Genomic DNA, 14800 nt, shown 5'->3' with positions numbered 1-14800 from the left:
AATTATAATCTTCGCTAAGTCATATTGACCTTTTTCCAAAAGTCTAACTACTATACTAATAAGATGGACGGCAACGTTTTCTTTTATCTTTAATAACTAAAAATAATATTACTATATGCAACGTCTACAATTTCTTTGGCAGTTATCCCGTACGAGCAAGCGTACAGTAAGCGTACTGATTGATATGGGGTTGATTTTTATTGCACTTCACTTGTCGTTATTAGTTCGACTAGGTGACGTCAAGTATTTTTCAAAACCTTCAGTCTTAGGGCTTTTCATTGCTTTGGCAGTAGTGACAGTGGTGGTATTTACACGTTTAGGTCTTTACCGTGCAGTGCTGCGTTACTTAACTTTTCAAACGTTGTTTGTGGTGAGTGCTGGGGCGTTTGTATCAGCTTTACTTCTTGCAGCGCTTAGTTTTTATATGAGCGACCCTTTTCCAAGAACTGTGCCAATTATTTATGGTGCATTTTTGGCGTTGTTATGTGGTGGTTCACGACTTGTTGTGCGTTCTCTTGTTGCTCAAAGCTACCCACATCAAAGCAAGGAAGTATTAATTTACGGTGCTGGATCCGGTGGGCGTCAGTTAGCAAACGCGCTTCGTAGCTCTGGTGATTATAGAGTACGAGCATTTATCGATAAAGATCCTACTCTAACGAATACTGTGATTCTGGGGCTTCCGGTAATTGCTTTAGACGAAGCTATGCCACTCATTAATAAACATGATGTTTCTCAAGTTTTGCTTGCTGTACCGAGTGCAACTCGTGCTCGCCGTAAGTTGATTCTGGATGATTTGGCTAAGTTACCAGTTGAGGTTCTTACTGTCCCTGATATGACAGACATTGTCTCCGGTAAAGCAAAAATTGATGAGTTGAAAGACGTTGCGATTGAAGACTTACTAGGTAGAGATCCAGTTGCACCGCAACAAATATTGCTTGAAGCCAATATCAAGAATAAAGTGGTGATGGTCACTGGTGCGGGTGGTTCCATTGGTTCTGAACTATGTCGTCAAATAGTAATGCAGAATCCGACGTCAATAGTCTTATTTGAGTTATCTGAGTTTGGTTTATATCAAATCGATAGAGAGCTGAACCAGTTGAAAGTAGAGCATGGTTTGACTTGCGATATTATTCCGTTGCTAGGCTCCATTCAGCGTCGTCATCGTTTAGAAACCGCGATGAAGTCTTTCAAAGTTCAGACAGTCTACCACGCCGCCGCTTATAAGCATGTTCCTCTTGTTGAGTATAACGTCGTTGAAGGTGTGCGTAATAATGTTTATGGTACGTACTATGCCGCATGTGCTGCGATTGAAGCAGGTGTTGAGTCATTCGTATTGATTTCGACCGATAAAGCGGTTCGTCCGACCAATGTAATGGGCACTACGAAGCGCATGGCAGAGCTTGGCTTGCAAGCATTAGCGGAACAGGAAAGTAAGAAAACCAATGGTACGCGATTCTGCATGGTACGTTTTGGTAATGTATTAGGCTCTTCTGGTTCGGTCATTCCTTTGTTCAAAAAGCAGATCGCAGCGGGTGGACCAGTGACCGTCACACACCCAGAAATTACTCGGTTCTTTATGACTATTCCTGAAGCGGCACAACTAGTGATACAAGCGGGTGCAATGGGTAAGGGAGGAGATGTATTTGTTTTAGATATGGGAGAGTCGGTTAAAATTACTGATCTTGCTACTAACCTCATCCACCTTTCTGGTCTCGAAGTGAAATCCGAATCTAATCCTCACGGTGATATCGAAATACTGTTTGCTGGCTTAAGACCCGGTGAGAAACTGTACGAAGAGTTGTTAATTGGCGATAACGTCAAGAAAACAGCGCATGAGCGTATTATGACGGCTCATGAAACCTACTTACCTCTAAATCAATATGAATCTTTACTTGATAAACTGGATTTAGCATGCCATGGAGTGGACCACGAGCGTATACGAGAGCTACTGTTAGAAGCGCCAACGGGGTTTAATCCAACAGATGGTATTGGTGATTTGGTTTGGAATCAAAATCAGATAAGCCAATTGCATTTAGTTAAATCAACTGAGCCTAATAATATTGTGAATGCTTAGTCATATAATGATTTGCCCACTTTAAGGCTTTTAGTTGAAAAACAGAAAGTACTTGCGGTTATTATTCAAAAACGTTCTTACCTTATACCGAGAACAACACTCGGTATAAGAAGTTAATGTAATTTGTTAACTTATTTGCTAGTTAGCGTATTTTATTCTTACTTCTGAAAGCACGAGATAAGATATTGAAATGCGAACAATATTAAAATCATAATTGTTATATTAGTCTTACTTCCCCAATCCCTATCCGAATAGTCTAGCTCCAGTAAGCACCATAATTCGAGTCAGCTATTACAATGTAAATCCCACCTCACAAGATAATTCGACTCAATTGAACTCCTTTTAATACAAATCACAAACTATCTCTTCGTTACCTTTAGAGCAACAAAATGCCGTGTGGAAAGTCCAGAGTATATCTGTATATCAGAGGTGTTTTCGGTAGGGATTACCATGAAGAGATATATCAACTCAATAGGGGCTCTGGAAACCGAAATTTTTGTGCATCAAGAAAAGGTGTTGTGATCTTGAGCTGAATATGGATAATGTTTGCGCTTGAAAACTATAAGAAATTGGCGCTATTTTTCAGCGTCTTAAAAACAGAAACGTCAGTAAAACTCAAACCCAACTTTGATATTGGTGATGAGTTTAGCGCTATGTGGTTTGCGTACAGCCAATGGGCGGTAGCGTCTCAAGAAGTTTACACGCTGAATATTTACACATGGAACCCGTGTAAACAAGCTTGACTCTAGTGTTTTTACATTATTTTGAAAAATATCAATTAATGTAAATTCTTGGTAAACTTTTCGGTGAGAACTAATGCAAACTACTTCCTTCATTTAAACCCCATTACTTATGGCTCGTCTTGAAGACTCTTTTCGATGAGCTTCAAAACTTTAGATGGCGCTCAGCCTTGCCTTTACTTAACTATAGCTGATGTAGGTGTATTTTCTGTAAGATCACCCACTGATACTCTTCAACTCTTGATGATTTGGCTTACATGGAACTGAAATCAAAATTATTGCTAGTGATGCTAGCACCCACCTTGTTAGTTGGCTGTACCTTGCCGGGCTCGCATCTGTCTCCAAATGGTGAAAACGTTGTAACTCTCATTGAGGCGAATCCGAAGGCTGACATTTCCGAAGTCGTTAATCTGCATACACTCAATGCTAAGACAGTCGCTACCTACGGTGGAATGACCAACTTTTCTTCTAAAGCCAACTCTGAGCTTGATCAACAGATTGCCCAATATGAATATCGAGTAGGGGCGGGTGACATCCTTAACGTGACGATCTGGGACCACCCAGAGCTAACCATTCCTGCGGGTTCTTACCGAAGCGCTTCAGAGGCTGGTAACTGGGTACATGCTGATGGCACCATTTTCTATCCTTATATTGGCGTAGTTAAAGTGGCAGGAAAGACGGTACGTGAGATTCGTGCTGATATTGCTGCTCGCCTTGCGAAGTATATTGAGAGCCCTCAGGTTGATGTTAACGTCGCGGCTTTTCGCTCTAAAAAAGCTTATGTGACAGGTGAAGTCGGCCTGCCGGGTCAACAAGCTATTACCAATATCCCACTAACGATATTAGACGCAGTGAACCGCGCTGGCGGTCTAGCAGAAAACGCTGACTGGCGAAACGTCACTTTAACTCGAAACGGCGAAGAACAACCAATTTCTCTTTATGCCTTAATGCAACGCGGTGATCTAACTCAAAACCGTTTGCTAGAAGCCGGTGATATTATTCACGTGCCACGTAATGATGGACAAAAAGTCTTTGTTATGGGCGAAGTAAATAGCCCTAAGCTATTGAAAATTGATCGAGCTGGGATGAGCTTAACTGAAGCATTGAGTAATGTCGGAGGTATTGACCAGCTTTCTGCTGATGCGACTGGTGTGTTTGTGATACGTACATCCGACAATAAGTCTGAGCGTATGGCCGATATTTACCAGTTAAACATTCAAGATGCGTCTGCACTTGTAGTAGGTACTGAATTTAATCTCAAGCCTTATGATGTGGTTTACGTGACTGCAGCGCCGATTACACGCTGGAACCGAGTTGTCACTCAGCTTATCCCAACAATCTCTGGCTTTAATGAGCTGACGGAAGGGGTGTTACGAGTTCGAAATTGGCCATAGAGCAAAAGTGGTACCAGGTCCCACCCGACTTGGTACCGGATTATTCTAGACCTTTTTTCACTATAGGCGTGATTCATGTTTAACAAGATCTTAGTCGTGTGTGTTGGGAATATTTGCCGTTCTCCAACAGGCGAGGCGATTCTCAAAAAACTATTACCAAATAAAACGGTAGACTCTTCAGGCATTGCCGCCCAAAAGAGTGGCTTAGTTGGTAAACCAGCAGACTCTATGGCTCAGCAAGTAGCTGCTGAGCATGGTTTGGATTTAACAGACCATCAGGCTAAGCAACTTACCTCGGAGTTGTGTGCTCAGTATGATCTTATTCTTGTAATGGAAAAAGCACATAAAGAAGCGTTGACCGAGATTGCGCCAGAAGCTCGAGGGAAAACGATGCTATTTGGTCAATGGTCTGGGCAAATTGATATCCCAGACCCCTATCGTCAGAGCAGAGAGGCGTTTGTTCACGCACACAAGCTTATCGAAGAATCTGCTCACTCTTGGGCGGCAAAGTTGAAATAGCACTTAACTCACCGAATTAAACCCTTAAGGTTATCTACCCAATTGTTCCATTAGGAGCGATTGTTTAAAAATAAGAATTAGCATCGATTATGACAACACCACAACAAAGACCCTCTGCTGAAGCCGCTTCCGACGTAGTCGATTTAGGTAAGCTGTTTGGCATCTTGTTAGACGCGAAATGGATCATCTTAACCACCACCTTTTTATTTGCAGTCGGAGGGGTAGCTGTCGCTCTTCTATCTACGCCCGTTTATAAAGCGGACTCACTACTGCAAATTGAGTCTAAAAACACAGGCGGAATTGGCTCTTTGGTTGGAGACATGGGTGAACTTTTCGCCCAAGAGTCGTCTGCCACGACAGAAATAGAGATCATCAAATCACGTATGATCTTGGGCGACACGGTTGATAAGTTTAACTTAACCACAGTGGTTACGCCTGATTACTTTCCTGTTATAGGTAAAGGCTTGGCACGTATGTCAGGCGAAGTTAAACAGGTTGCGGTCAGTCGTTATGTAATGCCTGACTTCGCAATGGAATTAAAGCATCGTTTAGTGTTAGTCGACGCTGAAAAACAAACTTATCAGTTAATTCGTGAAGATGATCAGGTGGTCTTGGAAGGAAAAGCTGGGAAGTTGTCTAAGAACAATGGTTATGAGCTGTTTGTCACTTCAATCCACGCTAATAGTGGTCAAGAATTTAACATCTCTAAGCGTAGCCGTTTAGATGCGATTGAGTGGCTAAAGCAAAACCTTTCGATTAGTGAGCGTGGTAAGCAGACTGGAATATTGCAACTAAGTTTTACGGGTGAAAACCGTGCCCAGATCACCGATATCCTGAATCATATTAGCCAAACTTACTTCCTACAAAATGTAGAGAGACAGTCAGCAGAAGCCGAAAAAAGCTTGGTTTTTCTAAAAGAGCGTTTACCTGATATCAAGAACAGTTTAACGACAGCAGAAGATTCTCTGAATCAATTTCGTCAGGCTAACGAATCTATCGACTTAGGGTTGGAAGCTCAGTCGACGCTTAAAGTAATGGTTGAGCTTGAAGCTCAGTTGAACGAACTGACCTTCAAAGAGAGCGAGATTAGTCAGCGCTTTACCAAAGATCACCCAGCGTACAAATCTTTACTGGATAAGCGAGTAACGTTGCTAAGTGAAAAAGAGCGTTTAAATCAGCAAATTCAAAAGTTACCAAAAACTCAACGCGAAGTACTGCGCATGACGCGTGATGTTGAAGTAAACCAACAAATTTACATTCAACTACTGAATAAAGTGCAGGAACTGAGCATTATTAAAGCGGGTACAGTGGGTAATGTACGTATTCTTGATAACGCGCAAGCTTATGCTAAACCTGTGAAGCCGAAAAAACCGCTAATTGTTGTGTTAGCGATTTTAGTGGGTGGGATGCTGAGTGTTGCATTTGTACTCGTTAAGGCTGCACTTCATAAAGGTGTGGAATCTCCGGATGAGATCGAAGCAATTGGTTTAGCAGTATACGCCAGTGTACCAAAATCAGTGTTGCAACTTGATATAGCCAATAAAGCTAAACGTAAAAAGCAAAGCAAAGAGCAGTCATTATTGGCAGAGATTAATCCAGCAGATCTTTCTATTGAAGCACTACGCGGGCTACGCACCAGCCTCCACTTTGCAATGATGGAAGCCAAAAACAACGTATTAATGATCTCTGGACCAGCTCCAGGCATTGGTAAGTCGTTTATTTCAACTAACTTCGCGGCAGTGACAGCAAAAACTGGTCAAAAAGTATTGCTGATTGATGCAGATATGCGTAAGGGCCACTTACAACACTCGTTAGGAGTGAGTGCGGAAAATGGCTTATCGGATCTATTAAGCGGGAAAATTGATACTAGCTTAGCAGTCAAAGCTACCACATTTGAGAACTTGGACGTTATTACTCGTGGTCAATTTCCTCCAAACCCTTCAGAGTTATTAATGCACCCTCGACTTAAAGAACTAGTTGAATGGGCAAGCCAAAACTATGATTTGGTGATCTTCGATACTCCACCAGTGTTAGCCGTGACAGACCCAAGTATTGTCGGTGCTTTTGCAGGGACGACCCTAATGGTTGCTCGCTTTGGTCAGAATACAGCAAAAGAAATAGATGTAGCGCGCAATCGCTTCGAGCAATCAGGCATTGAGGTGAAAGGCGTTATCTTTAACGCAACCGAGAAAAAAGCTTCAAGCTCTTATGGCTATGGGTATTACAACTATGAGTATTCAAGTAATAAAGTTTAATGAGTTGAAATATATTTAAGATAAGAATGGTCTATTGGGGCGGGTTAGCCAAAATAGGTCAAATCAAGCAATTACAGGCAGTTAGTGAAAACTGACTGTCTCAAAATGAATAAAAACTCTCTCAAGCTCATCCGAAGTCTGAGATGAAATGTAGAAAAACTTCACGATTGAAGATGAAGAATTCTACAGACACTTCTCGAAAAGCCGCTTCTATTTAACACAATGGGCATGCGGCAATAAACACAGACAACAAAAATCAATAAGAAAAACGCTGGCTACAAACGTTGAGCTTAATAACGCCAGTAAGTTTTCTGTGCGTGTCTTGTGTTGATAAATGTAAATATATTATATGTCCCTTACGTCTAGGGTCATTAAGTTGTCTAGGAAAATAAGATGAAATACTTAGTAACAGGCGCTGCTGGATTCATTGGTAGTGCGGTTGTAGAGCGCCTGACAGAAATGGGTCACGATGTCGTTGGCATCGACAACATTAACGACTATTACGACGTTAACTTGAAGTACGCTCGGTTAGAGCGAATCGAACACCCTCTATTTAAGTTTATCCAACTGGATATTGCCGACCGCGTGGCGATCCCAGAGCTATTTGCCAGTGAGCAATTTGATCGAGTTATCCACTTAGCTGCACAGGCAGGTGTACGCTACTCACTAGATAACCCGCTTGCTTATGCAGACAGTAATTTAGTGGGTCATCTAAATATCTTAGAAGGGTGTCGCCACAATAAAGTGAAACACCTCGTTTATGCTTCCTCCAGTTCTGTTTATGGTCTAAATGGGAAGGTGCCTTTCAGTACCGATGATTCTGTCGACCATCCTATCTCTCTATATGCTGCGACCAAAAAATCTAACGAGTTGATGGCGCACACCTATTCCCACCTTTACAACATTCCTACAACCGGATTACGTTTCTTCACGGTTTATGGTCCATGGGGGCGTCCGGACATGGCGCTGCTCAAGTTCACCCATAAAATCGTGAAAGGTGAAACCATCGATATTTATAACGATGGCGACATGAGCCGTGACTTTACTTATATCGATGACATCGTGGAAGGTATTATCCGTATCCAAAATGTTATACCTGAAAAGAACATTGATTGGACTGTAGAAGATGGTTCGCCTGCAACCAGTTCTGCTCCTTATTGCGTGTATAACATTGGTAATGGTCAACCCGTGAAACTGATGGATTACATCCATGCTTTGGAGGAGTCATTAGGTATTGAAGCGAAGAAGAATTTTATGCCTATGCAACCAGGTGATGTTTATCAGACCTATGCTGATACGGCGGCATTGTTTGAGGTTGTAGGATATATGCCAAAATTCGATGTTACACGTGGAATCAAGGAATTTGTTGACTGGTATAAAGGTTATTATTATGAATGATCAAGTTGAAGTTTCTATTATACTACCAGTATATAATGTTGAAAAATATTTGAGAGACTGTTTAGATTCAGTTAATAGGCAAACATTTACCAATTATGAGATTATAGCGGTTAATGATGGTTCGACAGATAGAAGTTTAAATATTCTTTTAGATTACAAGAGTGTTTTTTTTGATAAATTAAAAATTATTAACACGGAAAATAAAGGCTTGTCCATGGCCAGAAATCGTGGGTTAGAAACAGCTTCGGGAGAGTATGTCTATTTTTTAGATAGTGATGATACTATTGAAAATAATACATTAGAACGATGTCTGTCTATGTTTAAACTTAATGATGCAGATTTAGTGATGTTTAATGCTAATGCTTTTTGTGATGGGATGGATAGTAAGGAGCTAGAGAAGTTCAATTACGTAAGAGGAGTTGAAGAAGGAGAATACCCCAGTGGAGAGTTATTTAAACAATTTATTTTTGGTAATTACATAGTTCAATCTTGCTGTTATATGTTTAGAAGAAAACGATTTAAACATATAAAATTTATACCAGGCATGCTACATGAGGATAACTATTTTACAACGTCTCTTCTTCTTGAGAATGTAAACGTAGTTATAATTAAAGACTCTTTATTTAATAGAAGAATTAGACCTGGTTCAATAATGACTAGTGTCAAAAGCTTTAGAAATGCTCAGGGGTTTTATGATACAGCAGATTTATTAGAACAAAAAAGCCAGATTATAAAAGATGCAAACGTAAATTACTATCTTAACGTATACATAAAACGAATTAGAAAAAGTGGAGTTATAAACGAGTCCAGATTGAAAAACATGACTGTCCAGCGCTGGTTTGATCGGGTTAAGTTTATTTTTTCTAATAAGCTTGGCGTGGCTTTTGCCATTAAATTTTCGTTAGGATTTTATTCCAAGTAAAATGAAGAATAAATTATATAATGCAATTTACCAAAGTGTTATGGGTAAACTAGGGCTTTATATTATCCAGTTCCTAGTATTAGCTATTTATGCTAGGTTGTTTAGCCCAGAAGATTTTGGTGTCATTGCAACTTATTATATTTTTATGATGTTTTTTCAGTTAATAGGTGATGTGGGAATTGGGCCTGCAATTATTAACCATAAAAACTTTTGCAGTCAAAGGCGTGATGGTGTTTTTTCTATTACCCTTCTTTTAGGGATATGTACTGCTACAATTTTTTTCTATTTCTCTTTTTTTATCGGATATTATTACGATTTTGAACCTAGCAAGACAAATGAAAGTGTAATAATTGTTATAAGCTTATCTTTATTTTTCAATACATGTACAACAATACCTATAACTGCTTTTAATAAGGATGCAAAATTTGTCCTTTTATCTATGCTTATTATAATAGCTGAAGTTATATCTTTTCTAGTTGTATTCCTATTATATAAATATAAGTTCGGTGTTGTCGCGTTAGCGTCTAGGTACTTAGCATTTTCTGTCTGTAAGTTTTGTTTACTATGGTTGTTTTCAAATAAAACCACAGTAGGCAGGCCAGTTTTAGGAACGAAAATTTCTTATTTTCTTGAGATTTTGAGTTTTTCCTTATATCAACTTGGTTTTAATGCAATTAACTTCTTTTCAAGAAATATAGACAACCTTTTAATTGCAAAGTTTTTTGGTATGCATGCTTTAGGTATATATGATAAAAGTTACCAATTGATGAGGTATCCATTACTATTAACGACATTTGCAATGACTCCGGCAATTCAGCCTATCCTAACAAAGTATAGAGATAACAAAAGTTATATTATTAAAGAACATAATTCTCTGGCGAAAAAACTTTTTTATATTTCTACATTATGTTCCGTATTTCTATTTGTTAACAGCAAGTCGATAGTTTTTACTTTATTTGGTTCAGACTGGTTAGAGGTTTCTCAGTATATTAAAGTGTTTTCATTTATTATCCCTGTTCAGGCGGTATTATCTACTAGTGGAGCGTTTTTTCAAGTGGTGAATAAACCTAAACTATTATTTTTGTCTGGAGTTTTATCGGCAATTATTAATGTGTCTTTTATCGTTCTTGGTGTGATGCTTGGTGATGCTATTTATGTGGCAAAAATGTTGGTTATTTCATTTACTATTAATTTTTTCATTACATATGTATTGTTATTTAAGTATGGGTTTTTAGAATCATCATTTGATTTTTATAAAGGGTTAGGTGAGGTTGTTGTTAACATATTACCAATAATATTAATGTACTGTGTTTTATCATATTTTTTAAATATAATCATATCTGGAGAGATTGTTTTACTCTTTTCTAATTTATTCATTTCACTACTCTCTTTAATATGCTTTAAAAGGAGTGTGGTAAAATGCTTAATATAAAACATATTCCAAGAAGCATGATATTATGGCTTTACTCTTTATCTAATATCTTATTTTGTTTTGTTTATTTTTTTTCTGGAAGCTTGGGTAGTGATTATGATGGTTATATAGTTTATTTTCCTTACACGCTTTTGTATTGTTTAGTGCTGGTCCTCTCATCATTCTTTATTCTTCATGCTGTTTTTAAATTTTTTGAAAAAATAAACATGGCTAAGAGTTATAAAGTTAGTACTGACTCAACTGTTATTCATTATTTTATTTTTATTATATTATCGATAGCTTTTACTTTCTCTATAGTTTATGGGTATGGTCGGGTCGGAAATGAAAACTCATTAGCTCCTAGTTTTGTTTCTTTGTTTAATAAATTTTTAGTGCCACAATATTTATTATACTGTTACATAGCCATTTTCTATGATAGTAAAAGAATAATTTATTTTGTTAACCTTCTGGTCTTCGTACTATTTAACTTTTATAAAGGTTATACTTTTATTATCTTGGTTATCGGGTTTTTATGGGTTTTTAGGATTTTATCTTCTGGAAAGTCTATTAGTTGGAAAATGATTTTTTTGTTGGTATTTTTATTGTTAATATCACCTCTAGTTAGGCTTTTGAAAAACGTGGTTTTATATAGTATTGGTTCTGATGATGCTAGTATGGCTGAATCTATGCAAATAATTATTAGCAATCGGAATGGTGATTCTAATTTTTCACTATATATAGACTTTTTACTTAGGACCTTTGAGCGTTTTGAGTCAGTATCTGCCACGTACTACATAGTTGATAATAAAGATATATTATCAACTATGTATGAAGATCATAATTTTTTGCCATTTTATTTATATCATTGGATACCTCAGACTTTAGAAAAGATTCTTTCTTACAATTCGATATATGATATTACGCAGGTTTATGCTCAGAGATATATTGCTGGATTTTATAATCCTTATTATGTTTGGCAAACACATATAGGGTATTTTGGATGGCCTATCATTAATCCAGAAGGAATGATTTTTTATTATTTATATTCAGTGGCGTTAATGTTCTTGTTGGTTTTTATATCTCAACACTTTACAAGTAACAAAGGGCTGTTGGAGATGTCTTGGATTTTAACTATCCTATATATGGGTCATGGTTGGTTTAATGATTATATTATATTTATCCAAGCATTAGTTGTTATGTACGTTCTATTGCTTTTTGTTGGTTTTTTTAAAAGGTTTTCAAATGAATAATATAACAATATCTGTAGTGATTCCCACATATAATTCATCATCTACTATATCTGAAGCATTACAAAGTGTCATCGAACAACAATTTGATACGAATAATGTATATATAGAGATAGTAATTATAGATGATGGTTCAAAAGACCAAGAGTGTTTAAATGAAAAAATTAAAAACTTTAAATGCACAAATTCAAATGTAAATATTGTCGATATTTATTTGCCTGAAAATGTAGGTGGTGGAGAAGCAAGGAATATAGGAATAAAAGAATCAAGTGGTGATTATGTTTCTTTTTTAGACTCTGATGATATTTGGCTTTGTGATAAAATTAGTCATCAGTTAAAAATATATAATGAAAGTTCAGTATTAACAGGGAAGGTTATAAAGGGAAAAAATATTAATTGTGGAACAATATTGCCTTTACTTTCTAAAAAAGAAAACGAGTACGTATCAGATGCGTTGTTTTTATCTAACAAACTGATTCAAACTAGTACCTTTTTCATGTCAAAAAAAATTGCATTAGATATTTTGTTCAACCCTAAGTTACCGCGTCATCAGGATTATGATTTTTTGCTTAGAGCTGAATGCTTGGGGTATAAAATTATTCAAGATGATAAGCCTGTATCATTCTGGAGGGTGGAGGATGCTAGTTCTAATAGGTTCTTGAAGAAAAAAGCGTCACCCGAATTTTTTATCTGTTGGTTTAATGAATATAAGAAATATATGACTAAAGAGTCGCAGATTTCTTATGTGTCAAAAAATATATTTAGTGCTTGTATGATTACGAAAAAAATAAATTTGTTTTTCAAATTTTTACTATTTGGTAACTTTAAACTTTTAGAAGTCATTAATGTTTTTTTCAATATTATAAAGTGGCGTTTAGAGAAAATATTTTTATGAGATTTTTGATAATAACTTCTGAATTTAAAACATCAGGGCCTAATAATGTAATACTTTCCCTTGTTAGTGGACTTTGTAAGATGGATGTCGATGTGGTCGTTTGTAGCTTAAGACCGCGTGTTGATACTTCGTATATTGAAAAACTTGAGTCATTAGGTGCTAAAGTCGAATATATGAGGAAAGGTGATACTTTACTTAGGTTTATCAAAAAAGTCATAAATAAAAATAATCCTGATGTTATAAATACCCATGGTATTCGAGCTGATTTTTCTCTATTTCTATTAAATAGATTCTTAGATAAAAAAATAATATCAACTATACATAATGTGCCTTATGAGGATTATGCATCTAGGTATAGCTCATTTGTTGCGAAAACTATGTTGTTTCTCCATAGCAAAGTATTTAAAAGTGTTCATATAGCAAAAGTGGCTGTTTCAAATAATGTTAAGACTTGCTTAGTTAGTAAAGGCGCAAAAAACATATCGGCGGTTTATAATGGCGTAATAGGTGATAGCTTTTATAATTCGAATGAACAGCGAGAAATAGTAGAAACTAAGTTAGGTTTATCACACGGAAAGAAGAGATTTGTTTTCTGTGGACATCTCACTGAAATAAAACAACCTTTATTAATAAAGGAAGTCTCAAGATTTTTTCCAGATTATGAATTTGTCATCTTAGGCGATGGCCCGTTGATGGACACGATGAAAAATGTGGATATTCAGCATGATAATTTAATCATAAAAGGTCGAGTTATTAATGTTTCAGACTACATGGCGGTGTCTGATTATTTTATCATGCCTTCTTTAACAGAAGGTATGCCCATGGCATTTATTGAAGCATTATTTTCCAATTTGCATCCAATATGCTCAAATATTCCTATATTCAAGGAATTAAAAAATATTCCTAATATCTCAATGTCTATTTTTGATGTCGGAAATGTCGATAGTCTAAAGAGAGAAATTGAGGCTCTTGATTTTTCTTTGGTAAATAAAAATCAAGAAGTTGCTGAAAAATATTTTAGTGATTTAGCTATGTCTAATGAGTATATAAAGGTTGCAGAAAGTGAATAATAAAATAGCCGTTGCGATGTCTATTTACAAAGCAGATACAGTGGAATTCGTTACTCAAGCAATTGAAAGTATCCTCAATCAATCGTATGAAAATTTTGATCTTTTTATAGAAGTAGATGGACCAGTACGAGAAGGCTTAAATAGTTTGTTAGTTGATTATTCAAAAGTTGACAATGTTTTTGTTAATTTTAATAACGATAATAATGGCTTGGCAACGCGATTGAATGATGTTGTTGTAAAGTCTTTACTTGCGGGTAAATATAGTTTTTTGGCTAGGATGGATGCAGATGATATCTGTTTACCAGAACGTTTTTTTAAACAAGTCGACTTTCTGATTAACAATCCAACGGTTGCAGTTGTTGGTTCTGATGTACTTGAGATTTCTGAATCTGGTGACGAGTTATTCCATAAGAAAATGGATGCCTCACATGATATTATTAAAAGAAAAATAATTAAGAGGTGCCCATTTAACCACCCATCGGTAATGTTTAGGATGTCTGTATTTGAAGATGGTTTTCGCTATAAATCTGAGTTAATGAATACACAAGATTATTACTTGTGGGTGGATTTACTCGCCGCAGGGAAGATGTTTGCTAACATAAACGAGCCACTTTTAATGTTTAGAATTAACGAGTCTTTTCATTCGAGACGGGGTTTTAAGAAAGCGATGAACGATTTGAATTCAAGAATTTATGCTTTTAAAAAATTGGATGTATTTAACCTAAGTAATATTATTCATACTATTAGTTTGTTTTTGCTAAGAATAGCTCCGGCATCAATCAAAAAATGGGCATACAAAACGTTAAGATAGCCAGAATAACAACAGGCCCCCGCATATTATTCATATGCCCATTATGAGCTTTTAGTTGCGAATA

The 14800-nt window shown here is 36.7% G+C and carries 12 protein-coding genes; all 12 read left to right on the top strand.

All coding sequences use genetic code 11. The features are described from left to right. Positions 1-115: 115 nt before the first annotated feature. The 12 genes from V1U08_RS11895 (at position 116) to V1U08_RS11840 (ending at position 14736) form a co-directional block, all read left to right on the top strand. Positions 116-2074, top strand: coding sequence for a polysaccharide biosynthesis protein (locus V1U08_RS11895; protein WP_330470652.1), 1959 nt, complete (start codon positions 116-118; stop codon positions 2072-2074). 542 nt (positions 2075-2616) lie between these two features. Further along, complete coding sequence (locus V1U08_RS11890) at positions 2617-2817, top strand: hypothetical protein (RefSeq protein WP_330470651.1); 201 nt, start codon at positions 2617-2619, stop codon at positions 2815-2817. Positions 2818-3071: 254 nt separating this feature from the next. Continuing rightward, entirely contained in the window at positions 3072-4208 is a 1137-nt protein-coding gene (locus tag V1U08_RS11885) for a polysaccharide export protein (protein ID WP_330470650.1), read from the top strand. Positions 4209-4283: 75 nt separating this feature from the next. Further along, the gene (locus V1U08_RS11880) at positions 4284-4727 is read left to right on the top strand and encodes a low molecular weight protein-tyrosine-phosphatase (RefSeq protein WP_330470649.1); all 444 of its coding nucleotides are present in this window, start codon (positions 4284-4286) and stop codon (positions 4725-4727) included. Between the two features lie 89 nt (positions 4728-4816). Next, on the top strand, positions 4817-6982 hold the full coding sequence (locus tag V1U08_RS11875; RefSeq protein ID WP_330470648.1) for a polysaccharide biosynthesis tyrosine autokinase: 2166 nt from the start codon (positions 4817-4819) through the stop codon (positions 6980-6982). A gap of 393 nt (positions 6983-7375) precedes the next feature. Then, entirely contained in the window at positions 7376-8380 is a 1005-nt protein-coding gene (locus V1U08_RS11870; RefSeq protein WP_330470647.1) for an NAD-dependent epimerase, read from the top strand. Then, a complete protein-coding gene (locus V1U08_RS11865) occupies positions 8373-9302 on the top strand; it encodes a glycosyltransferase family 2 protein (RefSeq protein WP_330470646.1) in 930 nt (309 codons plus the stop codon). Before V1U08_RS11870 ends, V1U08_RS11865 begins: the two co-directional genes overlap by 8 nt. A gap of 1 nt (position 9303) precedes the next feature. Further along, complete coding sequence (locus V1U08_RS11860; protein ID WP_330470645.1) at positions 9304-10734, top strand: oligosaccharide flippase family protein; 1431 nt, start codon at positions 9304-9306, stop codon at positions 10732-10734. Then, complete coding sequence (gene wzy, locus V1U08_RS11855) at positions 10722-11963, top strand: oligosaccharide repeat unit polymerase (protein WP_330470644.1); 1242 nt, start codon at positions 10722-10724, stop codon at positions 11961-11963. Before V1U08_RS11860 ends, wzy begins: the two co-directional genes overlap by 13 nt. Then, entirely contained in the window at positions 11956-12855 is a 900-nt protein-coding gene (locus V1U08_RS11850) for a glycosyltransferase family 2 protein (RefSeq protein WP_330470643.1), read from the top strand. The genes wzy and V1U08_RS11850 overlap by 8 nt, the downstream gene beginning before the upstream one ends. After that, the gene (locus tag V1U08_RS11845; protein WP_330470642.1) at positions 12852-13925 is read left to right on the top strand and encodes a glycosyltransferase family 4 protein; all 1074 of its coding nucleotides are present in this window, start codon (positions 12852-12854) and stop codon (positions 13923-13925) included. The genes V1U08_RS11850 and V1U08_RS11845 overlap by 4 nt, the downstream gene beginning before the upstream one ends. Continuing rightward, positions 13918-14736 carry a glycosyltransferase gene (locus V1U08_RS11840; RefSeq protein WP_330470641.1) on the top strand — a complete coding sequence of 273 codons (819 nt, stop codon included), beginning with the start codon at positions 13918-13920 and terminating at the stop codon, positions 14734-14736. Before V1U08_RS11845 ends, V1U08_RS11840 begins: the two co-directional genes overlap by 8 nt. The last annotated feature ends 64 nt before the right edge of the window (positions 14737-14800 follow it).

This window comes from Vibrio sp. YYF0003, from assembly GCF_036350715.1.
Taxonomy (GTDB): Bacteria; Pseudomonadota; Gammaproteobacteria; order Enterobacterales; family Vibrionaceae; genus Vibrio; species Vibrio natriegens.
This window is presented reverse-complemented; position numbering and strand designations above follow the sequence as displayed.